The following is a 23934-nucleotide window of genomic DNA, read 5'->3' on the forward strand; positions in this document are numbered from 1 at the left end:
ATTATAAATGAAACCAATCATTTATTTAGTGTCTGATTCAGTAGGTGAGACCGCAGAACAAGTAATTAAAGCGGCTTTATCCCAGTTTATAAATGGGGTTGAATATGAGATTATACGAATACCTTATGTAGAAAATATTATGAAACTTGAAGAAGTTGTGGAGAAAGCTGCCAAAGATAATGCAATTATTGGTTTCACATTAGTCAATCCTATTTTACGCCAATGCATGACACAAAAATCATTAGAGTTAAATGTTGAATCAATCGATATTATTGGACCAATGCTAGAAGGGATGGAACGATATTTCCAACAAAAACCTAAATTGAAGCCTGGACTTGTTCATCAGTTAGACGAAGCCTACTTTAGACGAGTGGAAGCAATTGAATTTGCAGTGCGGTTTGATGATGGACGTGATCCTAGAGGGATAGAACAAGCGGATATAATACTGATAGGTGTATCTCGAACATCTAAAACTCCGCTGTCGCAATATTTAGCATTAAAGAGTTTTAAAGTCGCAAATGTTCCGATTGTTCCTGAGGTAAAACCACCAGCTGAGTTGTTTCAAGTGGCTCCTCAAAAATGTGTAGGTCTTAAAATAAGCTCAGAAAAATTAAATGATATAAGAAAAGAGCGGCTTAAGTCATTAGGTTTAAAAGAAGAAGCGAGTTATGCAACTTTTGAACGAATCGATTTCGAGTTAGAGTTTTTCCAATCCGTCATTAACCGTATAGGTTGTCCAGTTATTGATGTTTCAAATAAAGCAGTCGAAGAAACAGCTAACCTCATCTTGCAAATGCAAACACCAATTTGATTAACAACGTAACAAGTGATAGAAATAATTCGCTTGTTGCGTTGTTTTATGACGTTTTTGTGGTGAAACTTTTTTATAGTATTTTTAATGTTTTTGTATTATAATTAGTATTTGTGAAAAAAATGTCTCATAGATACATCATGCGTTAATAGGATAAGTAGATGGGTAGGTTTATTTCTGTTAAGTCAGAGGTATTATATATATATGTATATGTATTTAAGAAATGTACGAATTAATTTATAAAAAAATGTCGAATGTTGCAGGGATTCTTCTTTTTTTATAGAAATAATAATGATGGTGATGTAAAAATGACAATGCATATTCCAGAGGAAACAGTCGATGAAATTCGTCAGTCAAATGATATTGTTGACGTAATTGGTGAGTATGTCACATTAAAAAAACAAGGAAAAAATTTTTTCGGACTATGTCCTTTTCATGGTGAGAAGACTCCATCGTTTTCGGTGACCCAAGACAAGCAGATTTTTCATTGTTTTGGCTGTGGAAAGGGTGGTAATGTATTTACTTTTCTTATGGAAATTGAAGGATTTACTTTTTATCAGGCTGTACAACATTTAGCGGATAAAAAAGGTTTATCTTTACCTGAAGGATTCCAACAGCAACAAGCCCAGGGAATTTCAAATGAAGAACAAATGAATTTGAAGGCTTATGAGTGGTTAACAAAATTATATCATCATCTATTGAGACATACGAAAGAAGGAAAGCAAGCTTATCAATATTTATTGCAACGTGGATTTACTGATGAAATGATAAAAAAATTTCAATTAGGATATTCACCACAGTCTAGAGATGTCATTGTGCGTTTTTTGGATAAAAAAGGTTTTCATTCGCAACATATGGTTAATGCTGGAGTATTGACAACAAATGATCAAAATCAAACAACCGATCGATTTCGTGGTAGGGTGATGTTTCCTATACGAAATCATCTTGGTAAAAATGTTGCATTCGGTGGACGGACAATAACTGATCAGGAGCCTAAATATCTTAATAGTCCAGAATCGAATTTATTCCAAAAAGGGAAGTTATTATTTAATTTTGATTTAGCTCGTAGTTCAATTCGAAAAAATAGGCAGGCAATTCTATTTGAAGGCTATATGGATGTTATCTCTGCTTTTCAAGCGGGTATAACAAATGGTGTGGCTACATTAGGCACTTCTATCACCGAGTCACAAGCACGCTTGCTTAATCGATATGCCGACACAATTATTGTTTGTTACGACGGGGATAAAGCTGGAATTAATGCATCTTACAAAGCAGCAAGATTATTACATCATATTGGTAGTAATGTGAAAGTGACAGCCATTCCAGAGGGATTAGATCCAGATTCTTATATTGTGAAATACGGAACAGATCGTTTTCAACACGAAATTATTGATGCAAGTTATACGTATATATCATTTCTAATGGAATATTTTAAAAAAGATTATAATCTTAAATTAGAAGGAGATCGTATACAATATATCGAAAAAGTAATAGATGAACTTGCATTAATTAATCGACCTATGGAACGAGAATATTATGCGAAAGAATTAGCAACTGAATATGAGTTGTCTATTGAAACAATTATCCAAGAAATAAGTAACCGTAGGAAAAAGTTAGGAAGTCATCAGGATAAGCATAGAGCAACTAGCCATACTAAAAACAAACCAATCTTTAAAAGGAAAAGTAAATTACTTCCAGCTTTTCATAATGCAGAAAAACAGTTACTTACTTATATGCTTCATGATGTTTTCATTGCAGAAAAAGTACAGGAAAGTCTAGGTGCTTCTTTTAATATTGACATGCATAAAATTATTGTAACGCACTTATACGCTTTTTATGAAGAAGGGCATGATGCTAATATTAGTCAGTTTATTGAGCGAATTGATAATAAAGAGATAAAAAATCATATTATTGAACTCGCTATGGAAACAGTTCATTCCGATGTTAGCGATAAAGAAATACAAGATTATATTCGTATTATTAAAGCAGAGCATGGAGATAAAGCGACAATCAGACAACTACAAGAAGAACAAAAAAAGGCAGAAGTACAAAAAGATTTTGTTAAGGCAGCGCAGATCGGTATGGAAATATTAGAAATTCAAAAAAAGATTAAAAATGCTAATCATTGATAGGGTAAGTAGTTTTGGAAGGAGGGGGACTCATGGCAAACAACAAGCCATCACGTTCAAAAGAAAATGAATTGACACTGGAGCAAGCTAAAGAACAATTGTTAGAAATAGGTAAGAAAAGAGGCGTGCTAGCATATGAAGAAGTAGCTGAACGCTTAGCCAATTTCGAACTAGAGTCAGAACAAATGGACGAATATTATGAGTACCTAGGTGAACAAGGAATAGAAATAATAGGTGATTCAGAAGAAGACCCTAGCATGCAACAAATTGCAAAAGAAGAGGAATTTGATTTAAATGACTTGAGTGTTCCACTGGGTATAAAAATTAATGATCCTGTTCGTATGTACTTAAAAGAAATTGGTCGAGTAGATTTGTTATCGGCGGCAGAAGAAATTAGTTTAGCAGAACGGATTGAGCAAGGTGATGAAGAAGCGAAAAGACGTTTAGCTGAAGCTAATTTACGTTTAGTTGTAAGTATTGCTAAACGATATGTTGGTAGAGGTATGTTATTTTTAGATTTAATTCAAGAAGGAAACATGGGATTAATCAAGGCTGTTGAAAAATTTGATCATAGAAAAGGTTTTAAATTTAGTACGTATGCAACTTGGTGGATAAGACAAGCTATCACAAGAGCAATCGCTGACCAAGCGAGAACGATACGTATCCCTGTTCATATGGTAGAAACAATTAATAAATTAATTCGTGTGCAACGTCAATTATTACAAGATTTTGGACGCGAGCCAACACCTGAAGAAATTGGAGCAGAAATGGAGTTAACCCCAGAGAAGGTACGAGAAATCTTGAAAATTGCTCAAGAACCTGTATCGTTAGAAACTCCAATTGGTGAAGAAGATGATTCGCATTTAGGAGATTTTATTGAAGACCAAGAAGCTACTTCTCCTTCTGATCATGCTGCCTATGAATTATTAAAAGAACAGTTAGAAGACGTACTAGACACATTAACTGACCGAGAAGAAAATGTACTTCGATTGCGTTTTGGTCTTGACGATGGTCGTACGAGAACGTTAGAAGAAGTAGGGAAAGTATTTGGTGTGACGCGTGAACGAATTAGGCAAATAGAAGCAAAAGCATTGCGCAAATTACGTCACCCTAGTCGAAGCAAACGATTAAAGGATTTTCTTGAATAAAAAATAAACATAAGGCTCAGTCTCTTGCTTCCAATTAGTTTAGATTGGTTGGGCATGTTGACTGTGTCTTTTTTTATTAATAATTAGTTGTGTTTGTTAGTAGCTTATGCAAAATAGACTGAGGTGTTAACCATGTCAGACGAAAAAAAATCAGTTATTATAAAAGAAATCCATTATTGGAAAGAAAACCATTTATTACCAGAAAAATACTGCGATTATTTGTTAGCCTTGTATACACAAGGGGATGTTACTGAGCTAGAGTCAGTAAGCAATACCGTAATAGATACACATAAAATACGGTTGCAACATGTGCTACTTTTTATTGCAAACATTTTTATTTTACCTGTTACATTTATTGTATTATATTTTACTGATTTAAAAATCAATTTGCAAGTTTCTTTTGGAATTTTAATGGTAGTATTTAGTTTAAGTATGTATTATGTTGTAAAGCAAAGAATTCAGTATTTAGAAGCATATTCTTTTTTCGTTTTGTTACTAACACTTCTTATGGTTTCTATCGGGATCTTGCAGCAGTTAACTGAGCAATCAGGCTTAATAAATGGTGTCGCAATGATACAGTTGTTAGGGTGGCTATTGATTGGAACGATGAAAAAACGTATACTCCTAATTAGTGTTGGCTTTGTTGGTTTTGTTAGCAGTTTGCTATTTTTACTATTTTAGATTGGATTAACAGATGAATAAGGAGTACCTGATATGAATGAAAGCATACTTTCAAAACGATTGAAAACTATTGCAGGTTTTTTACCTAATCAAGCAAATTTTGTTGATATAGGTAGTGATCATGCTTATTTACCTTGTTTTGTATGTACTAAGGACAAAGGAGCAACTGCAATCGCCGGTGAAATAAATGAAGGACCTTATTTGAGCGCTAAAAAAAACGTCGCTGATTTTCATTTAACAGATCAGATCCAGGTAATCAAAGGAGATGGTCTAGAAGTTATCAATGACCAGGACATTGATCAAGTTGTTATTGCTGGTATGGGAGGAACATTAATACGATCGATACTAATGCGTGGACAAGAAAGAATTAGGAATGTCAAACGTATTATTGCCCAACCAAATGTAGATGCACACGCTGTTAGAGAATGGTTTTATGAAAATGGTTATTGCTTGGTTGCCGAAGAAATAATAAAAGAAGATGGTCATATCTATGAGATTTTGGTAGCTGACAAAGGAGATGCAACCATACCTTATGAAGGAATGCGTCTTGAATCTTCGTTATTATTCGGACCATATTTATTGAAAGAAAAAAATGCGGTGTTTCAAGAAAAGTGGTATGGAGAGAGAGAAAAGCTTGAGCGAGTCATCAAGCAAATGCATCAAGCGAAAGACGTTAATTTTGAAAAAATTCAACTGTTTCAACATGAAATAGAAATGATTGAGGAGGTTTTAACATATGACTAAATCGATTGTTGTGAAAGATGTTATAGATGTAATAGAAGATATGGCACCAAAAGACCTTGCCTATGATTGGGACAATGTAGGTCTTCAAATTGGATCAATGCATAAAGAAGTAGAAAAAGTAATGGTTACGCTAGACGTGTTAGAGAATGTGGTTGATGAAGCAGTCGAAAAAGGAATTGACCTGATTATTGCTCATCACCCGATGTTATTTAAAGCGTTAAAGCAAATTAATCTCGATCAAGCTAAAGGGAGAACAATTAAAAAGTTAATCCAACATGATATTTCTGTCTATGCAGCACACACCAATTTAGATATTGCTTTTGGTGGTGTAAATGATATGTTAGCGAATCAATTAGCTATTAAAAACACGCAAGTTTTAGTACCTTTTGACCATGAAACGCTTATAAAATTAGTTGTATATGTTCCTGAGCAACATCTAGTTGAAGTCAAAAATGCATTAGGTGATAATGGAGCCGGTTATATAGGCAATTATAGCCATTGTACATTTTCTCAAGAGGGTACAGGTTCATTTGTTCCAAAAGAGGGAACAGACCCTTATATTGGCACGATCGGAAAAGAAGAGAAAGTAAAAGAAATAAAAATAGAAACGATTATTCCTGCATCAAAAAAAGATTTTTTTGTAAAAACATTACTTACAGCGCATCCATATGAAGAACCAGCATATGATTTAATTCCGTTAGTTAATAAGGGAAGGGTGACTGGGCTCGGACGCATTGGCACATTAGATCAAGATATAAAATTAAAAGAATTTTGTGATACAGTAAAAGAAAAACTAGATGTATCTAATCTTCGAGTAATTGGTGATCTGGACAAAAAAATAAGAAAGGTAGCAATTCTCGGTGGAAGTGGTGAAGGGTTTATAAGTCAAGCAAAACGTATGGGAGCAGATGTGTATATTACTGGTGACCTTACATTTCATGAAGCGCAAGAAGCTTGGGAGATGGGGTTGACAGTAATAGATCCAGGGCATTATGTAGAAAAAGTGATGATTGAAGGAATGATCGCATTTTTACAAAAAAAGAAATGGCCATTAACGTTTACTCCTTCAACTAGTAATACTGATCCTTTTCAATTTTTGTGATGTTATATCGTGTGAAATATGTAATGGCAAAATAAAAGGAATAGAACTTAGAGGAGTTTTTAAATGAAAAATCATCAGTTTAAACAATATCGACTACAGGAATGGATACATCATATTATTGATCAATTAGAATTTAGTGAACCAACGCCGATTCAACAGAAGGTCATACCTGCTGCATTGCGTAAGGAAAATGTGATCGGACAATCACATACTGGTTCAGGAAAAACACACGCATTTCTTATTCCGATATTTAACCAACTAGATTTGGATAAACAAGAAGTTCAATGTGTGATCACTTCTCCAACAAGAGAGTTAGCAACTCAAATCTTTAACGAAGTAAAAACGATGATTCGTTATTCAGAACAAGGAGAACAAATAGACGCAAAACTATTGATTGGTGGAACCGATAAAAAAAGAACGATAGAAAAATTAACTAAACAGCCTAAAATTGTTGTAGGAACACCTGGAAGAATATTAGATCTAATTGAAGAAGGCGTGTTAGATATTTATTCAGCTCAAGCTTTTGTAGTTGATGAAGCGGATTTAATGCTTGATTTAGGCCTTATCCAGGAAATAGATCAAATGCTAGTACGAGCACATGAACGGATTCAATTATTTGTTTTCTCTGCTACGATACCAGAGCGATTACAACCATTTTTAACGAAATACTTGCATAATCCATCATATTTTCATATAAAGGATCATTATGCACCAGAGACAATTGAACATCGCCTTATACCATTACGTCACCGTGAAATTTCAGATATAATCATCAGTATAACGCAAGTAATTAATCCTTATCTTGCTATTATATTTACCAATGGGAAAGAAGCGGCTAATAAGCTTCAACAGGAATTACAAGAAAAAGGTTTATCTAGTGGCGTCATTCATGGAGGCTTGAAACCAAGGGAACGTAAGCGGGTTTTAAAAGATATTCAAGCATTACGATACCAGTACATTGTAGCAACTGATTTGGCCGCTAGAGGGATAGATATTAAGGGCATTAGTCATGTAATTAATGCACAAATGCCTAAAGAAGAACCGTTTTATATTCATCGTGTCGGTAGAACTGCTCGTGCGGGTATGGAAGGAACTGCTATTAACTTATATGTAGATGAAGACAAACCACTAATAGAAAAGTTAACTCAAAATGGTATAACTTTTTCAAATTATGATATTGTTAAGGGCGAGTGGCGTGAAGTGAAAGCTTGGGATGAGCGGACGCAACGGAAAAAAGAAGGACATGATGTTGATAAAGAAGCATGGAATAGAGTGAGAAAGACCAAAAAAGTAAAACCCGGTTACAAGAAAAAAATGAAATATCAACATAATAAAATAAAAAAACAACTGAATAAAAAGAAATACAAAAAATAAGTAATCGCATGACTACATGTTGATTTGGGAGAGGTGTTACATTTGAAAATAGGTTCACATGTTTCCATGAGTGGTAAAAAAATGCTATTAGGTTCAAGTGAAGAAGCAACTTCTTATGGTGCGACTACATTCATGATTTATACTGGAGCACCACAGAATACTAGAAGAAAAGCTATTGAAGAGTTAAATATTGAGGCTGGCACGGCGCATATGAAAGAAAATGGTATAGAGGACATCGTTGTGCATGCCCCGTATATTATTAACTTAGGCAACACAACTAAAAAAGAAACCTTTGAACTAGGTGTTTCTTTTATGCAAAGTGAAATTGAAAGAACAGCAGCGATTGGGGCAAAGCAAATTGTATTGCATCCAGGTGCACACGTTGGGCAAGGCGCAGATAAAGGAATAGCAAAAATTATTGAAGGTCTTAATGAAGTCTTAGAAAAAGATCAAGATGTACAAATTGCCCTAGAAACAATGGCAGGAAAGGGATCAGAAATAGGAAGAACTTTTGAAGAACTTGCACAAATTATTGCTGGTGTTACGCGAAATGATAAGCTGTCCGTTTGCTTGGATACGTGTCATGTGCATGACGCAGGATATGACATTGTAAATGATTTTGATGGTGTATTAAATGATTTCGATCGAATAATTGGATTAGACCGCTTGAAAGTAGTACATGTTAATGATAGTAAAAATCAGCTAGGAGCGCATAAAGATAGGCACGAAAACATCGGATTTGGTCATATCGGCTATGAGGCATTACACTATATTGTTCACCATAAGCAATTAGAGCATTTACCAAAAATATTAGAGACACCATACGTTGGAGAAGATAAAAAGAATAAAAAAGCCCCTTATAAGTTTGAAATAGATATGTTAAAAGCTAATTGCTTTGATTCTGATTTGAAGGAAAAAATAAGTGAACAATAACGAAAATGCAGCTACTATCATGTGGCTGCATTTTTATTATTATAAAGCAAGGGTGGATGTATACTCATTTATACAAACCATTCTTCGACACCGTATTGCTTGATTAATTGGTTGAATAGTCGCTGTGTTTGTTTAGCAGTATTTAAATCGGTAATTTGTGCGAGTGTTCTAAACATTTTCATTCGATCTGATTGTAACAAAGGATTTAAATGAGTTGATTGTAGAAACTGAACAATATGATTGGCTTGTTCTGCTGTTATGCTAATTTGATACTGCTCTGCGTAATCAAGTAGCTCTACAGAGGACAAATTTTTTAATTTTTTTTCAATAATTTGCTTTATAAATGGCTGCACAAAGAACACTCCTTGAAAATAATTTTGTTTATATAATCTATGCATTCTATTGAAAAAAGGTGTGTATCAGTTGCAATAAATTAAATTCTGCGTTAGGATATCAAGCTATAACAATAAAATAGCAGAAAAAAACAGAAAGGAGTGCGATCAATGCATAAAAACTTTATAGTTGTGCTTTTGGGAATACTATCGATTACTGTAATTATATTAATGATATCATTAAAAAATTATTCCACTAAGCTTGACGCATTAACAAAAGAAAGTGAAAAATTGTTATTGAAAAACGAAAAATTAGCATCGACAGTTAGCTATAAAAACATGAATACAACTCAAGAAAATGAAATGAATTATGAAACTTGGGGAGAATTAGAAAGTATAGCAACAAGTTTTTCAATGGATAGTAATGGTGCGTTTAAAAAAACATGGGGAATTTATTTAGCAAAAGAAGCAGAAAAACATAAGCTTGATCCATATTTGGTTTACGAATTATTAAAGGTCGAAACTGGAGGGACGTTCGATCCTGAATTAGTAGGGCCGGAAACAAAGTACGGCCATGCCTATGGAATGTCTCAGTTTATGAAAAATACGGCTCCTTGGATAGCCGATATGGCAAAGTTGCCGTATCATGATGAATTGTTATTTGATCCGTATTATTCGATAAAATTATCTGTTGTATATTTAGATTATTTATATAAGCAATATCATAATTGGGATGAATCTTTAACAGCTTATCATAGAGGAATGGCAGGAATGGAAATTTATAAACAAACAAATGGATCAGCTAAAAGTAAGTATGCCATAAAAATTCAAACGAATGCAAAAACACATCGAACGGTTGCATTTACGAATTGATTAAAAAGAATCTAACGTATGGAATGTAGGGCATATGCGTACACTATAAGGGCACCTCAACGCTTAGAAAGTGAGGGTCTTAAATGGAACAAAACAATGGACAATATCGTAATACTCATATAGAGAAAGCACCAAAATTTGGTGAACAAAACAATGTGAAAGCTCCAGTTTACACAAAGGATGAAATGGACGAAGTAACCTCCATTTCGAACAATCAAACATCTTATGATGAAGAGTTTGCACAAGAGCTTGTAGCTGATTATTCTCAACACGCAATAACACCTGACCCTGAAGCCGATGAAAGAAAGGTAATTGATGCACAAAAGGGGCTTGGATGGTTTGCGCTTGTAATGGCAGTAGCTTCTTTGTTTATCTTGCCAATTTTTTTTAGTGTAGGTGCTGTAATTGTTGGTTTTATTGCGAAAGGAAAAGGTGCAGATACGCTTGGTAATACTGCGATTATTATCGGTGTACTGTCATTTATTATCACTATTTTCATTGTTTAAATTGCATAACAATTGTTGCTTAAATACAGAGAGTGGTTATTCCTTATTTTTGGAAACCACTCTCTTTTTATTGGTTATTTCATAGCATTGTTCTTGAGAATAGGTATAGAAAGAAATGAGCGATGCAAATACAAGCAAGGTGTTTAGCTTTACTATTTATATACGGGAAATAAGTAATGTACGTTAGGTTGAAGTTGAGAAATTTTTGTTTTGGGATTTAACTTCTCGAAATCATTTGTAATTGTATTAAGATCATACCTTTTTAAATGTGGATTAAGCTGATCCACTACACTAATAAAGGTATCTGTTTGTTTCATTTTGTAAGAAACAATATTGAAATTAGTATCATGTCTTGTTTTTTGGTTGTTCTCTGTATTGTTTATGCTATGATTGAGAGGAGGAGTGTTGAATAAATCAGTCTTAATACTGTATATCACTAATATAAAAAGTATAGTTAAAAAAAATTTGTTAATACGATTCATTATAATCCCTCATTTATATATCTTGAAACATTTTTAATTGTTATTCGTAAATATAAGTAAAGCGACTGAGGAGTGATGCAAAGTGATGTTTTTAGATATTAGTTGGATAAGCTTTGTAATTGTAGGGTTAGGAACCCTATTCTTGATTGGTGAGTTATTAGTTAATATGCGTGGTTTTTTTGCGATATTAGGTTTCGGCTTTATTGCTATTTATTTTTTAAATTATCTAGAACCAAACATGTTTATGATTATGCTTATTATTTATTTAATTGGAATATTACTCATAATTATAGACGGCAAATTAATTAACGACGGTACATTGGCGACAATTGGTGTGATTTGCATGGTATTATCAGTAGGATTAAGTTCACCAAATTGGACTGCGGGTCTTTTCGCGGTCAGTGGTGTGTTTGTTGGTGGTGTTAGTTCTTTAGCATTTCTAAAAGTATTTAAGAAAAGAAAAATGTGGGGTAAATTAGCTCTAATAGATCAACTTACAGAAGAAAAAGGATACAGTACAATGAATCGATCGTATAAAATGTTAGTTGGTGAAAAAGGGGATACATTAACCGATATGCGCCCGGTAGGTACAATACGAGTTAATGGTGAGGATTATAGTGCTGTTTCAAATGGTCAGTGGATAGAAAAAGGAACGCCAATTACAGTGAAACAGGTTGATGGAACGAAAATACTAGTGGAACAACTAAATATTTAATCAAACATTGCTTCTATAATAGGAGCAATGTTTTTATTTTGGGAAAAGTCAAATATAAATTTCCTGTTTACCGAAAAAAGTAAGAGTAAATACCTGAATTTTCATTTAAAGAAAATTTATGTCGAATAATAAATGTTGTTGTGTAAAATTAGTGTAAATTTTGCTCGAAAAACTTTACATTTACATTGTAATTCATTAATAATGAAAGAGATGTTTTTATAAATAGATATTTGATAATGAAGGGATGAGAATCCATGCAGTTTGATGTGCAAACACTAGTGTTTGAATTTATTGGTGGTTTAGGGATTTTTCTATTAGGCTTAAAATCTATGGGGGAAGGTCTTCAAAAATCAGCTGGGGACAAGCTTAGAGAAATTCTAGATCGCTTTACAAGTAATCCTTTTATGGGTGTATTAGCTGGTATAATAGTTACTATTTTGATTCAGAGCAGTTCAGGAACAACAGTACTAACAGTAGGCCTTGTTAATGCTGGATTCATGACATTACGCCAATCAATAGGTGTCATTATGGGTGCAAACATTGGAACTACTGTTACTGCGTTTATTATTGGTATTGACATTGGTCAATACGCATTACCAATTTTAGCGACAGGAGCTTTTCTAATATTCTTCTTTAAAAACAATCGTATTATTTTCTTAGGGCAAACGATTTTCGGTTTTGGTGCATTGTTTTTTGGGTTAGAATTAATGAGTTCTGGTATGTCACCATTACGTGAAGTACAAGCTTTCCAGGACTTGACGATAAGCATGAGTGACAACTCTATATTAGGTGTTATTATTGGAACAATCTTTACGTTTATTGTTCAAAGTTCTAGTGCAACAATTGGTATTTTACAGGAATTATTTAGTAACGATGCAATTGAGCTCCAAGCTGCCTTACCAGTGTTATTTGGTGATAACGTTGGTACAACTATCACTGCCGTATTAGCTTCGATTGGAGCAAGTATTGCCGCTAAAAGAGCTGCTTATACACATGTTATATTTAACTTGATTGGTACAACTATCTTTGTTATCTTAATAGGTCCGTTTACGGAAGTTGTTATGTTTTTACAAGCACAATTTAATTTGAATGATCCAATGACGATCGCATTTGCTCACGGAACGTTTAATGTAACGAATACATTAATGCAATTTCCATTCATTGGTGGTCTTGCTATGTTAGTGACAAAACTAATTCCAGGTCAAGATGTATTAGTTGAATATAAACCAAAGCATCTAGATCCTATCTTTATTCAACAGTCGCCTTCTGTTGCATTAGACCAAGCAAAAGAAGAAATACTTCATATGGGAGAATATGCACATAAAGGTTTAGTAGAAACAAGTCAGTATTTAAATACACATAACCAAAAGCATGCAGAATTGGCGATGCAAATAGAGGGTGCTTTAAATAATTTAGATAGAGAAATAACCAATTATCTTGTTCAATTATCAGGGATATCGTTCTCAGATCAAGAAAGTGCAAAACACACAGCATTATTAGATTCTGTTAGAGATGTAGAACGTATTGGTGATCATTTTGAAAATATTATTGAATTAATTCAATATAAAATATCAAATAAGATTCACTTAACAGCGCAAGCAAAACTTGATTTAAATGAGATGTTTGATCTCACTGCAATTACTGTAAAGCAAGCTATTCAATCATTAGGAGATATGAACCGAGAAACAGCATTAGAAGTGGCTCATAAAGAAAACCAGATTGACCAAATGGAGCGTACATTCCGCAAAAAGCATATTATACGGCTAAATGAAGGTGAATGTACTGGATCAGCTGGTATTGTATTTGTCGATATTTTAAGTAATTTAGAGAGAATCGGTGATCACGCAGTGAATATAGCAGAAGAAGTATTGCAAGGTAAGACTCCAGAACAACAATAAGAAAAATAAATTAGGGCTATCTTTAGACTAAGGTAGCCCTAAATTGAAAAAAAGCTTGAATGTTTTAGTAGGACATGCTATATTATTTTTGTTGCTGAATTTTTTCGTAAAAAAACTTGTTGACGTTTTGTTAATTACATGATATATTATATATCGTCGCTTAAGAGATTAAGATGTAATACATATTATTCCACAGTAGCTCAGTGGTAGAGCAATCGGCTGTTAACCGATCGGTCGTAGGTTCGAATCCTACCTGTGGAGCCATTATGGCGGTGTAGCTCAGCTGGCGAGAGCGTACGGTTCATACCCGTGAGGTCGGGGGTTCGATCCCCTCCGCCGCTACCATATATAAAATTTAATAAAGGCAATGTTTTATGGCGGTCGTGGCGAAGTGGTTAACGCACCGGATTGTGGTTCCGGCATACGTGGGTTCGATCCCCACCGGTCGCCCCATATATAACTTGGACCCTTAGCTCAGTTGGTTAGAGCTATCGGCTCATAACCGATCGGTCGCAGGTTCGAATCCTGCAGGGTCCATCATTTTTTTATAATACGGAGGAGTACCCAAGTCCGGCTGAAGGGATCGGTCTTGAAAACCGACAGGGGCTTCACGGCTCGCGGGGGTTCGAATCCCTCCTCCTCCGCCATTTATACATAAAACCGTTATTTTCGGCTCGGTAGCTCAGTCGGTAGAGCAACGGACTGAAAATCCGTGTGTCGGCGGTTCGATTCCGTCCCGAGCCATCGAAAAACAAGCAAATTAATTTGCTTGTTTTTTTTGTTATAAATATTGTATACCTTGGTTAAGAGGATATCGCACTTGTATAACATGTGATAAAGTGGTAAAGCATGAGTATTGTTGATTAAAATATTATATTAGTCATGCATAATACAGGTTAATATGAGAACTATATGTTAAGTAAGAAAAAATACTATGGATAATAAATGTTTTAAAATTAAGTTTAATTATATGAAAAAAAGGAATATATCAACAGATGGTAATTGGACTAAATGTGATTTAAGCATATAAATTGCAACTAAGTTCTACCTTTGTTACCATTAGACTAAAGGAAAAACGAAAATTATGTGAACGTTTTTCTTACATAATTATTAAGGAGGAATATATTATGGCAAAATTTGAATTACCTGAATTACCTTATGCATATGATGCATTGGAACCACATATTGACAAAGAAACGATGAACATTCACCATACGAAACATCATAATACGTATGTTACAAAATTAAATGCGGCATTAGAAGGGCATGCAGATTTACAGGATAAATCGTTAAACACTTTAATTGCTGATTTAAATAGTTTACCTGAATCCATTCAAACAGCAGTACGTAATAATGGTGGTGGACATGCGAATCACTCTCTTTTCTGGACGTTATTATCACCAAATGGTGGTGGAGAGCCTTCGGGTGAAGTAGCAACAAAGATCAGTGAAACATTTGGTGATTTTGATGCATTTAAAGAAAAATTCACTGCAGCTGCAACTGGTCGCTTCGGATCAGGTTGGGCATGGTTAATAGTAAACGATGGTGAGCTTGAAATTACGAGCACTCCAAATCAAGATAGCCCAGTAATGGAAGGGAAAACCCCAATTTTAGGCCTTGATGTTTGGGAACATGCTTATTATCTTAAATATCAAAATAGACGTCCTGATTACATTTCAGCTTTTTGGAATGTTGTGAATTGGGATGAAGTAGAAAAATTATATCAAGCAGCAAAATAATACTATATAGTAGTGGAAATAAAGCTTAATAACCGATAATTAGAAAAGAACTATCATTCCAATATGTTTTGGATGATAGTTCTTTTTTTTGATCGAGCAAATAGCTTAGTCATTAAGATATGTGATACTTCTACGGCAACAGCACGAGCAGGAAATCAACCGGCTGAAAAATGGATGTTAGTCTAAAACCACCATGATCAGTTGCAACGTCTAACTGACTTAGATTATGTGAGCTAGAAGCAGTGTATCTGGAAAGGACGCGTATTTTACTAGTGCCTATCCTCCTATAGTAATATTGATCATACATTTTTTCTGTTTAAAATAATGTATGATCTTGGACGCTTTTTTGTAGATAGTAAATTACAACAATTAGAAGTGTGAAGAATATTTAATGTGGTTATCCTTAAAGTGAGTTACAGTAGATGAAAAACTAGGTTATTTTATCACATGAGTCAATTTCATAATTTCTGTTTTTAAAAATCCAAAGAGATACAGAATTTTAAAGTTGGATTTTAAAAAACAGAAATCATGCGGCTTTTTTCTGGTTTAATTGTGCATTAATACGTTCTGTAGCTAGTTTGGAACGTTGTAAACAAGTGTTACCATATCAAAATGGACTTTCGCACGTTCTCCAGTGCGGTATCGAACATTGTTAAGCTGAAAAAATCCCTTGAGATAGGGTTGACACGTTCTACAGCGGTACGATGGTTGAAAATATTTTTCCAAGCCACCGAACCACGAGCTGGCGCAGTGTGTTTTCGAAGGTCTTGAGTTATTTTTACTTTAAAAACCTTTTGACAGATACCTTCGTTGGCTAAAGGACAGTCACTACATTCTTTTGTTCTGGTGTATTTTGACGCTTCATATTTTGAATCGAAGCTATCATAACAATACGAGTGCTCACGAAAACAGGTTGGTGCAAAATATTTGTCATACCCTAGAAGTTCTCCTTCATTTCGCTTGTTGTATGCAATCACAGACTGGTGTCCCATCCGATGCACTTGTTCATAAATGGGTTCAAAATCATAACCGGCATCCATCGTGTGATAACGCAAGGATAAGAAACCTAAGTGTTCTTGAACAGTTTTCAGTAATGGGATGGCAGCCTTCCCATTATTTAGATTACCTGAAGAAAAAAGAGACCCCAAACATACTAAGATTAGTAGTACAAAACCAAGGCCATGGTTTTGTGCTACTATTTTTTTATAGTAGAAGTGAAGAAAGGCCGATCTAACTTTGGGATCAATACTGAATCCGCACCCTAAACAGGCTCACTTCACGCCCTTATTTGAATCAATTTACCATAGAGACCGTGTATAAGAAAATGGAATCGAAAAGGTTATGTGAAGGCTTCTATGAGTAATTAACTGGAGGAGACGAGATGAAACATGTAATTGCGTTTGATGTAAGTAAAGGTAAAAGTACGGTGGTTATTTATAACTTTGATTGTAAAATTAAGCGAGACACTAAGAAAACTAAAAAAGACATGTCATGATATACTCAATCTAAAACCGACTAAAGTTAAGGAGAGTGTACCTGACATGTCCTACACCCATCTTACCAAAATAGAACTCATATTCATAGAAGAATATTTTTCAATCGGTCTTAAGGGGCGGCAAATTGCCGAAAAGCTCAAACGAGGTCATGAGGCGATTTATCGAGTCATCAGACAACTAAAAGAAGGAAAAACAGCGATTGATATCTATCTTGAATACAAGAAAAACAAGCAAAAATGTGGTCGTAAACCGATTCAACTTTTCAAAAATGAAGTGGATTACATCAACGCAAAAGTAGAGGATGGTTGGACTCCAGACGTCATCGTTGGTAGAAAAGAAAGACCCATCTCTTGTAGTATGCGTACACTTTATCGGCAGTTTGAAAAGGGTGTTTTCAAACAAGAGAAATTACCGATGAAAGGGAAAAGAAAACCAAATGGTCACCAAGAAAAAAAGAGGCAAACAAGCATTTAGACGTAGAATCGATGAGCGGAATCGAGAACATCTAAACTACAAATATGAATTTGGCCATCTAGAAGGTGACGCCATTGTTGGTAACAAACACAAGAGCGCGATAATCCCTTTGGTTGAGTCGTTAAGTAAATGCATCATTGCGATCAAACCTAAAGGCAGAAAAGCCCAAGATATTGAAGAAGCACTAAACGGCTGGCTGCAAGGCGTTCCTAGACACCTATTCAAATCCATTATCTTTGACTGTGGCAAAGAATTTTCGAATTGGAAAAACGTCAGTAATAATCATGATATTGACATCTATTTTGCCGATCCAGGAACGCCATCACAAAGAGGATTGAATGAAAATTCGAATGGTCTACTACGTAAAAAAGGTCTACCAAAAGAGATGGATTTCAATTCTGTTACACAAGAATATATATCAAATGTTGCTTCTAGAAGAAACAACATTCCAAGAAAATCATTAAATTATCAAACACCAATTGAGTGTTTTATGAAGCATGTCGGCAAGGATACTTTGTCTCGCTTAATTTGACAAATAAAATAATCAAAAACGCTGTATATATGAAGGGAAAATAAAGCAATACCAAGTAGACTTTGAATCACTACGTGAGCGAATGGTATTGTTAGAACAACAATCGGGTCAAAGGCCGGAAATTGTTTTTGAAGCAACTGGAAGTTTATTCAATGGCTCTGGAAAAACACCTTCAAGATCTTGGATACATATATTGTCGCTTAAATCCACTTGAGGCAAAACTTCAGACAGCAGCTATGCGAAGAAATAAGACCGATAAAAGCGATGCGCATGAGTTGGCTAAAACACACTTTAAAATGAATCGTAAGCCAACATTTAAACAAGACACCTATTATAATCAAATGCGCGCCCTATCACGATATTACGATGAAGTTGATGAAGAATTAACGCAATTAAGGGGGGGAAATGCATGCGATTTTACATTTATCTTTTCCAGAACTAGAACGAGTGATTACACCGAGCTCAGCATTCTTTTTAAACATCGTTCAATTATATCCGCATCCATCATTTTTATTGGTACATTCTAAAAAAGTAATTAGAAATAGGCTGAAAAAGAATACCAGAAAAATCTTTCTCTTAAACTACCACCTGCTTTAGCAGACGGTAGTTTAAGAAGGGAGGAGTATATAATAAGGTTTGAATTCTATAGTTCAAATGCAATTAAACTCATAATTGTTAAATGTCTAAAATCGCTAAAAATAGGATTATTTCTAAATATGTATATTTTTAAAAAAAAAGGAAACCCATTGACGTTTTTAGGGAAAAAGTGTTAGTATTAAATTAATAAAACCGACCGTCGGTTTTGAATGAGGGGAAAATAATTTATGAGGCAACAAGAAAAGACAAAAATAGTAAAAGAAAATATTTTAAATGAATCATTAATCTTATTTGCAGAACAAGGTTATGAAGGTACTTCCTTGCAAGATATTATGAATAAAACGGGTATGTCTAAAGGAGCGATTTATCACCATTTTACTGGAAAAGAAGATATTTTACGAAAAATTACAGAAAATGCACAAGGTAAAGTGAGGGACTTTTTTGAAGATGTAAAATCCGATAATAAAATTAATACAAGAGAAAAAATTCTAAGGATTGTTAGTTTTTTAGGCAATAATTCAGAACATAGCAATTTAATTGAGAATCGGTGGATCGAAAAAGTACCTTTTGCTTTATTAACTACCTTACGTGGTGCCATGAAAGACTTATCACCAATTCTTGCTAATATATTAAAACAAGGAATTGAAAAAAAAGATATAAAGTGTGACAATCCCGATTTTGCCGCAGAAACTATATTAATATTGGTGGATGTTTGGTTAGATCCTACAATATTTGGGTGGAACCCAAAAGAAGTAGAGTCGCGTTTTGATTATTTATTTAATATTATAAATCAAATAGTACCAGGTTTGATTAAAAAAGAGGATATAGAGCAGATAAGGATATTGCTTCTCCAACTTTATAAATAAATTATTCTAAATATATAGGGAGGTTCTATGGAAAAGATAGCATTAATTTTTGGAGGTTCAGGTGGTGTGGGTGTAGAAATTTGCAAAAAATTAATTGAAAAGAACATCACGATTTATGCAACATACCATAATAACAAGGATAACATGAATGAATTAACTAGTTACATTAATAGGATTAAGTGTAATGTAACAAATCCTGAAGAAGTTTCAAACGTTGTTAATATAGTGAATGAAAAACATGGGAAAATTGATATATTAATCAATTGTGTAGGATTATCAGATGAAGCTTTTATTACAGATAAAAGCTTTGAAAGTTGGCATAAAGTAATCGATACAAACTTGAATAGTGTATTTTATAGCTGCAGAAATGTTATCCCGATTATGTTAGAAAATATGTCTGGTGTAGTAATTAATATTTCTTCCATACTTGGTGAGTTTGGAATACCTGGAATGACAGATTATTGTGCAGCTAAGAGTGCAGTTATTGGTTTTACTAAATCTTTAGCAGCAGAAGTATCTAGGTTTGATATAAGAGTGAATTCAATTAGTCCAGGTATGCTTGATACTTCAATGACCAAAGAGGCACAAAAACAAATTGGTAAACAAGTTAAAAGGCTAGTTCCAATGAAAAGATTTGGAAAATCAAACGAAGTAGCTTCTGTAGTGAGTTTTCTTATTTCAGATGAATCAACATATATCACTGGCGAAAATATCCATATAGGTGGAGGGTTGGGAAGAACACTTCCTGTTAGTTAATATAATTTATAATGGAGGAATATAAAATGACAAAATTAATCAACATTACAAAAGAAATCGTGGCTGATGTACTAGAGGTAGAGGAAAATGAATTTGATGAAAATACAAGTCTTATTTCTGATTTAGATGCTGAATCACTAGATTTATTGGACATTTTATTTAAATTAAGTAAGCAAACTGGTATTAAGGTTTCTATGCAAGATATTCAAAATGATGTGCGCGGTGGATTAACAGAAGAAGAATTTCTGGATGAAGATGGATATATAACAGAGACAGGAGTTGAAAATATACGAAAAGCATTTAATGATGAAACAATTGCTTTAAGTAACGCTACTTCAAAAGATGTTTTAAAGCTTGTTACGATAAGTTACATCTTGAAATTTTATGAAAGAGAAGCAGTAAAATAAATGAGATTTCATTTAATAGATCAATTAATTTCTTACGATAAGTGGAAAAACGCAACTGCAATAAAAAATGTAACTAAAGCACAAAATGTTTTTCTGGAAAATGATTCTACCTTTTCAAATACCTTAATGTTAGAAAGTATTTTTCAAACAGCGGCTTGGTTAGTAGTATGCTCATCAAATCAGAAATTTCGACCTACAATAATTTCATTCAGTAAATTTAAAGTCTATAGAGACATAGAAGTTGGTAATCAATTACGAATAGAAGTTTCTGTTGAGCCAATAGATGAATTAAATATAGCAATTGAAGGAAGAGTTTATATTGATACGGATTTAGTTGCAGAAATAAATTATGCTTTATTACATCTATTGGAATCTAAAGACTTAGAAAATAAAAGTGAAACTAAAATTTATATGAATTTTCTATTAAGACAAACGAGAGGAGACACGAGTGAAATCTAATTTGGACAAAAAAAGACGCGTTGTAGTAACTGGCAGGGGTATGATTTCTCCTTTAGGAAATAATGTTGATGATTCGTGGAAATCTTTACTTAAAGGAGATTCAGGAATTAATAAAATCGATTTATTTGATGTCACAGACTTTCCTTGTGAAATAGCAGCACAAGTGAAAAATATTGATAAGAACGATTATAAAAATATTAGTAGATCAACATTATTTGCTAGAAGAGCAGTTGAAGAAGCTCTAACAGAGTGTGGCATAATTGGAAATGATGAAATGAAAGAAAAATGCAGTGTTGTTTTCGGCAATTCTGGATATAGAATGCAAATGCCGGATTTTTCTGAAGCATTAAGTGAACATAATGATAAAAAACACTTTGAGGTAAATGATATTAATAATGCTGAAATTTATTACAAGAATAGATATTCTGCTGCGGCAGAATATCTTAGCGAATATTTCCATTTAGGTGGCGCTTGTATCTCATTAACAACAGCATGTACATCTGGAACCCAATCAATTGGCCTTGCCTTTAGGAAAATAAAAAATGGGGAAGAAGAAATGATTATTGCAGGAGGATCAGATGCAATGATCACAGAGTTAGATTTAATAGGTTTCTGTCTTTTAGGTGCAGTAACTACTAATTTTAATAATAATCCGAAAGTAGCTTCAAGACCATTTAACAGAGATAGAAGTGGATTTGTATTAGGAGAAGGTGGGGCTGCATTAGTATTAGAAGATTTGGAACATGCAAAATCAAGAAATGCAAAAATTTATGGCGAAATTGTAGGGTTTGGTAATACAATTTCCGGATATAGCATGTTAGATACTCATCCAGAAGGAGAAGGGCTGTCTCTAGCAATGAGAAAAGCGCTAGAAGAATCTGGATTAACAAATGAAGAAATTGGATATGTTAATGCTCATGGAACCTCAACAAGAGATAATGATTCATCAGAATCATATGCTATTAGAGACGTTTTTCCTCTTGACACATGTTCAACTTTAGTAAGTTCCACAAAATCCTCAACAGGACACATGATATCTGCAGCTGGTACAGCAGAATTAATATTTACATTAAATGCTGTTAATTATGGAGTACTTCCAGCTACTCATAATTTAGTAGATATTGATGGAAAATGTGCCTTAAACCACATCTTAGAAAATCACAACAAAAAAATACAATATGGAATGTCAAACTCTCTTGGGTTTGGTGGTTCAAATTCAAGCATAATAATAAAGGGAATTGATTAGATGTTTAACATGGTAGACAGTATTCTAAATTTCGAAAAGTATAAATATATAGAAACAAAGAAATTAACTTCAATATCAGAAGAAATTTATGAAAGCCATTTTCCTTATTTTCCGATATTACCGGCTGTCTTACTTTTAGAAAATATTAAGCAATCTATTGAATTGCTTGAGCAGAGTAGTGAATTGAACTGGAAAATTAAAAAATGTAAAAAAGTAAAATTATATAAACCAGTTCATCCGGGAGATGTAATTGTTACTAGTGTAACGAAAGAAAATAAATCTGAAAAAGAATATTATTATAATGCGGTAATAACAAACCAAGATAATGAGTTGGTTTGTAGGGCTAATAAAATTGAATGTAATTATGCGGAGTAGGGAGAGATGTCCTTGGATAGAAGTGTTGTAATTACTGGTAGAGGAGTGCTAGGTCCAGATATAGAATCAATTGATGAAATGGATGAAGCACTAAATCAAGGTTCCATTTTAACTAATGGAGAAAACAATGAAATATTAATGGGTATTGTTAAAGCAGATTTAAATATGAAAGGGTATTTTAAAAATAGAAAAGTACGTAGATTTCTTTCAAGAAGTGAAAAATTTGCAACAATTGCTTTAAAACAAGCTTTTCAAGAAGCAAATATAAACGAGGGAATTCCAAGTTACCGAAAAGGAATCTTTTTAGGAAATACAAAAGAGTCTGGCTCTAAAGCAGATTTATTAGATGTAATTAATGAGATTTATGATCACAATGAAAAGAAAATAGATACAAAAGCTTTTGCTAAATCTGCAACTACTAACCTATCTCCTTTATTCGTTGTTGAGGCCTTACCTAATGCCTGTCTACACTATTTTTCTGCAGAGTACGGGATAAATGGGGAAAACTCTCAATTTATGAATAATAATGTTGCATCTTTACAGGCTTTAAACGAAGCATTTAATTCAATTGTTAATAATGAAAGTGACGTTGTTATTGCCGGTGGATTTGACTCATATTCAGAAGAAGGACTATATAAGGTACTAAGTGATAGAAATATAATTTCTAAGAAGTCCAATCAAGATCAATTTCAAGGAGCTTTTGCTAAATATAGGACCGCACCCTTTTTAAGTGAGGGTGCTGGGATGTTCATTTTAGAAGAAAAGGAAAATGCTATTAAAAGAAATACAACGGTATATGGTGAAATCGTTGGATTTAAGCAATTGTTTATTAATAAAACTGATTCAGAACAACAGAATCAGTTACATTTAAAAAGAGCGTTAATAGAGTTTCTTGAAAGAGTAAAACTTAAAAAAAGTGACATACAAGTAATACATTTTGACGCATCTTCATCAAATTATTATGAGGGTATTGTTTCAAAAGTAGTACTCAATATATTCTCAGACTCATTTTTTGTTGATACAAAATTAAATTTTGGCTCAATGATTGGAGCAAATAGTGCGATTGCTTTATTGAGTCTATTGTTAATTTTAGAAAAGCAACAAATACCACATATCCCTCATGCAGGGGAAATTGATGAATTATTTAAAAATAATATTGTATTTAATAAACATAAAAGCTGTAATGTTCAGCATGTTATGTTAGTATCTTCAGGATTTGAAGGAGAAATTGTAATTGCAATAGTTAAAAAATTTTGAAT

At 33.6% G+C, this 23934-nt stretch carries 22 protein-coding genes, 6 tRNA genes and 2 pseudogenes; 28 read left to right on the forward strand and 2 right to left on the reverse strand.

Annotated elements, in window-relative coordinates:
- The first annotated feature begins 7 nt into the window (after positions 1–7).
- The 8 genes from ACH6CY_RS07480 to ACH6CY_RS07515 all read left to right on the forward strand — a co-directional run bounded on the left by ACH6CY_RS07480 (position 8) and on the right by ACH6CY_RS07515 (position 8922).
- The gene (locus tag ACH6CY_RS07480) at positions 8–811 is read left to right on the forward strand and encodes a pyruvate, water dikinase regulatory protein (protein WP_374066716.1); all 804 of its coding nucleotides are present in this window, start codon (positions 8–10) and stop codon (positions 809–811) included.
- 308 nt (positions 812–1119) lie between these two features.
- Entirely contained in the window at positions 1120–2940 is a 1821-nt protein-coding gene (dnaG, locus tag ACH6CY_RS07485) for a DNA primase (RefSeq protein ID WP_374066717.1), read from the forward strand.
- Positions 2941–2972: 32 nt separating this feature from the next.
- Positions 2973–4088: an RNA polymerase sigma factor RpoD gene (rpoD, locus tag ACH6CY_RS07490; protein WP_374066718.1), complete on the forward strand. Its 1116-nt coding sequence runs from the start codon at positions 2973–2975 to the stop codon at positions 4086–4088.
- 132 nt (positions 4089–4220) lie between these two features.
- Entirely contained in the window at positions 4221–4769 is a 549-nt protein-coding gene (locus ACH6CY_RS07495) for a hypothetical protein (RefSeq protein ID WP_374066719.1), read from the forward strand.
- A gap of 33 nt (positions 4770–4802) precedes the next feature.
- Positions 4803–5513, forward strand: a complete 711-nt coding sequence (locus tag ACH6CY_RS07500; RefSeq protein ID WP_374066720.1) for a tRNA (adenine(22)-N(1))-methyltransferase — start codon at positions 4803–4805, stop codon at positions 5511–5513.
- The gene (locus tag ACH6CY_RS07505; RefSeq protein WP_374066721.1) at positions 5506–6615 is read left to right on the forward strand and encodes a Nif3-like dinuclear metal center hexameric protein; all 1110 of its coding nucleotides are present in this window, start codon (positions 5506–5508) and stop codon (positions 6613–6615) included. The genes ACH6CY_RS07500 and ACH6CY_RS07505 overlap by 8 nt, the downstream gene beginning before the upstream one ends.
- 63 nt (positions 6616–6678) lie before the next feature.
- Positions 6679–7989, forward strand: coding sequence for a DEAD/DEAH box helicase (locus ACH6CY_RS07510; RefSeq protein ID WP_374066722.1), 1311 nt, complete (start codon positions 6679–6681; stop codon positions 7987–7989).
- A 42-nt stretch (positions 7990–8031) separates the two neighbouring features.
- Complete coding sequence (locus ACH6CY_RS07515) at positions 8032–8922, forward strand: deoxyribonuclease IV (RefSeq protein ID WP_374066723.1); 891 nt, start codon at positions 8032–8034, stop codon at positions 8920–8922.
- A 68-nt stretch (positions 8923–8990) separates the two neighbouring features.
- Here ACH6CY_RS07515 and ACH6CY_RS07520 read toward each other — a convergent pair whose 3' ends face one another.
- Positions 8991–9275, reverse strand: coding sequence for a DUF2624 family protein (locus ACH6CY_RS07520; protein WP_374066724.1), 285 nt, complete (start codon positions 9273–9275; stop codon positions 8991–8993).
- A 150-nt stretch (positions 9276–9425) separates the two neighbouring features.
- Between ACH6CY_RS07520 and ACH6CY_RS07525 the strand changes: the two genes are divergently transcribed.
- The 11 genes from ACH6CY_RS07525 (at position 9426) to ACH6CY_RS07575 (ending at position 15467) form a co-directional block, all read left to right on the forward strand.
- A complete protein-coding gene (locus ACH6CY_RS07525) occupies positions 9426–10127 on the forward strand; it encodes a transglycosylase SLT domain-containing protein (RefSeq protein WP_374066725.1) in 702 nt (233 codons plus the stop codon).
- 83 nt (positions 10128–10210) lie between these two features.
- A complete protein-coding gene (locus ACH6CY_RS07530; RefSeq protein ID WP_374066726.1) occupies positions 10211–10633 on the forward strand; it encodes a hypothetical protein in 423 nt (140 codons plus the stop codon).
- A 567-nt stretch (positions 10634–11200) separates the two neighbouring features.
- Entirely contained in the window at positions 11201–11830 is a 630-nt protein-coding gene (locus tag ACH6CY_RS07535) for an NfeD family protein (RefSeq protein ID WP_374066749.1), read from the forward strand.
- A 254-nt stretch (positions 11831–12084) separates the two neighbouring features.
- On the forward strand, positions 12085–13728 hold the full coding sequence (locus ACH6CY_RS07540; protein WP_374066727.1) for a Na/Pi cotransporter family protein: 1644 nt from the start codon (positions 12085–12087) through the stop codon (positions 13726–13728).
- Between the two features lie 189 nt (positions 13729–13917).
- Positions 13918–13992, forward strand: a tRNA-Asn gene (locus ACH6CY_RS07545).
- A 4-nt stretch (positions 13993–13996) separates the two neighbouring features.
- Positions 13997–14073 (forward strand) — tRNA-Met (locus tag ACH6CY_RS07550).
- 32 nt (positions 14074–14105) lie between these two features.
- Positions 14106–14181: transfer RNA gene (locus ACH6CY_RS07555), tRNA-His, on the forward strand.
- Positions 14182–14191: 10 nt separating this feature from the next.
- A tRNA-Ile gene (locus ACH6CY_RS07560) sits at positions 14192–14265 on the forward strand.
- 17 nt (positions 14266–14282) lie between these two features.
- A tRNA-Ser gene (locus ACH6CY_RS07565) sits at positions 14283–14375 on the forward strand.
- Positions 14376–14399: 24 nt separating this feature from the next.
- A tRNA-Phe gene (locus tag ACH6CY_RS07570) sits at positions 14400–14472 on the forward strand.
- Positions 14473–14855: 383 nt separating this feature from the next.
- Positions 14856–15467, forward strand: a complete 612-nt coding sequence (locus tag ACH6CY_RS07575; protein ID WP_374066728.1) for a superoxide dismutase — start codon at positions 14856–14858, stop codon at positions 15465–15467.
- Positions 15468–15993: 526 nt separating this feature from the next.
- On the opposite strand, the pseudogene ACH6CY_RS07580 reads toward ACH6CY_RS07575, so the two are convergent.
- Positions 15994–16615 (reverse strand): annotated as a pseudogene (locus tag ACH6CY_RS07580) (transposase); the annotation flags it as partial.
- Between the two features lie 393 nt (positions 16616–17008).
- Between ACH6CY_RS07580 and ACH6CY_RS07585 the strand changes: the two are divergent.
- The 9 genes and pseudogenes from ACH6CY_RS07585 to ACH6CY_RS07625 all read left to right on the forward strand — a co-directional run bounded on the left by ACH6CY_RS07585 (position 17009) and on the right by ACH6CY_RS07625 (position 23932).
- Positions 17009–17969 (forward strand): annotated as a pseudogene (locus ACH6CY_RS07585) (IS30 family transposase).
- 128 nt (positions 17970–18097) lie between these two features.
- Positions 18098–18496, forward strand: coding sequence for an IS110 family transposase (locus ACH6CY_RS07590; RefSeq protein ID WP_374066729.1), 399 nt, complete (start codon positions 18098–18100; stop codon positions 18494–18496).
- Between the two features lie 297 nt (positions 18497–18793).
- Positions 18794–19432: a TetR/AcrR family transcriptional regulator gene (locus tag ACH6CY_RS07595; RefSeq protein WP_374066730.1), complete on the forward strand. Its 639-nt coding sequence runs from the start codon at positions 18794–18796 to the stop codon at positions 19430–19432.
- A gap of 27 nt (positions 19433–19459) precedes the next feature.
- Positions 19460–20188, forward strand: a complete 729-nt coding sequence (locus ACH6CY_RS07600; RefSeq protein ID WP_374066731.1) for an SDR family oxidoreductase — start codon at positions 19460–19462, stop codon at positions 20186–20188.
- Between the two features lie 26 nt (positions 20189–20214).
- Complete coding sequence (locus ACH6CY_RS07605) at positions 20215–20595, forward strand: acyl carrier protein (protein ID WP_374066732.1); 381 nt, start codon at positions 20215–20217, stop codon at positions 20593–20595.
- Positions 20596–21054 (forward strand): hotdog family protein, encoded by a 459-nt coding sequence (locus tag ACH6CY_RS07610; protein WP_374066733.1) that lies wholly within the window; start codon positions 20596–20598, stop codon positions 21052–21054. It begins immediately after the preceding gene.
- The gene (locus ACH6CY_RS07615) at positions 21044–22300 is read left to right on the forward strand and encodes a beta-ketoacyl-[acyl-carrier-protein] synthase family protein (protein ID WP_374066734.1); all 1257 of its coding nucleotides are present in this window, start codon (positions 21044–21046) and stop codon (positions 22298–22300) included. Before ACH6CY_RS07610 ends, ACH6CY_RS07615 begins: the two co-directional genes overlap by 11 nt.
- A 9-nt stretch (positions 22301–22309) precedes the next feature.
- Complete coding sequence (locus ACH6CY_RS07620) at positions 22310–22675, forward strand: ApeI family dehydratase (protein ID WP_374066735.1); 366 nt, start codon at positions 22310–22312, stop codon at positions 22673–22675.
- 12 nt (positions 22676–22687) lie between these two features.
- Entirely contained in the window at positions 22688–23932 is a 1245-nt protein-coding gene (locus ACH6CY_RS07625) for a beta-ketoacyl synthase N-terminal-like domain-containing protein (RefSeq protein WP_374066736.1), read from the forward strand.
- Positions 23933–23934: the final 2 nt, after the last annotated feature.

The sequence above is a fragment of the Paraliobacillus sp. JSM ZJ581 genome (assembly GCF_044383835.1).
Classification (GTDB): Bacteria; Bacillota; Bacilli; order Bacillales; family Amphibacillaceae; genus Paraliobacillus.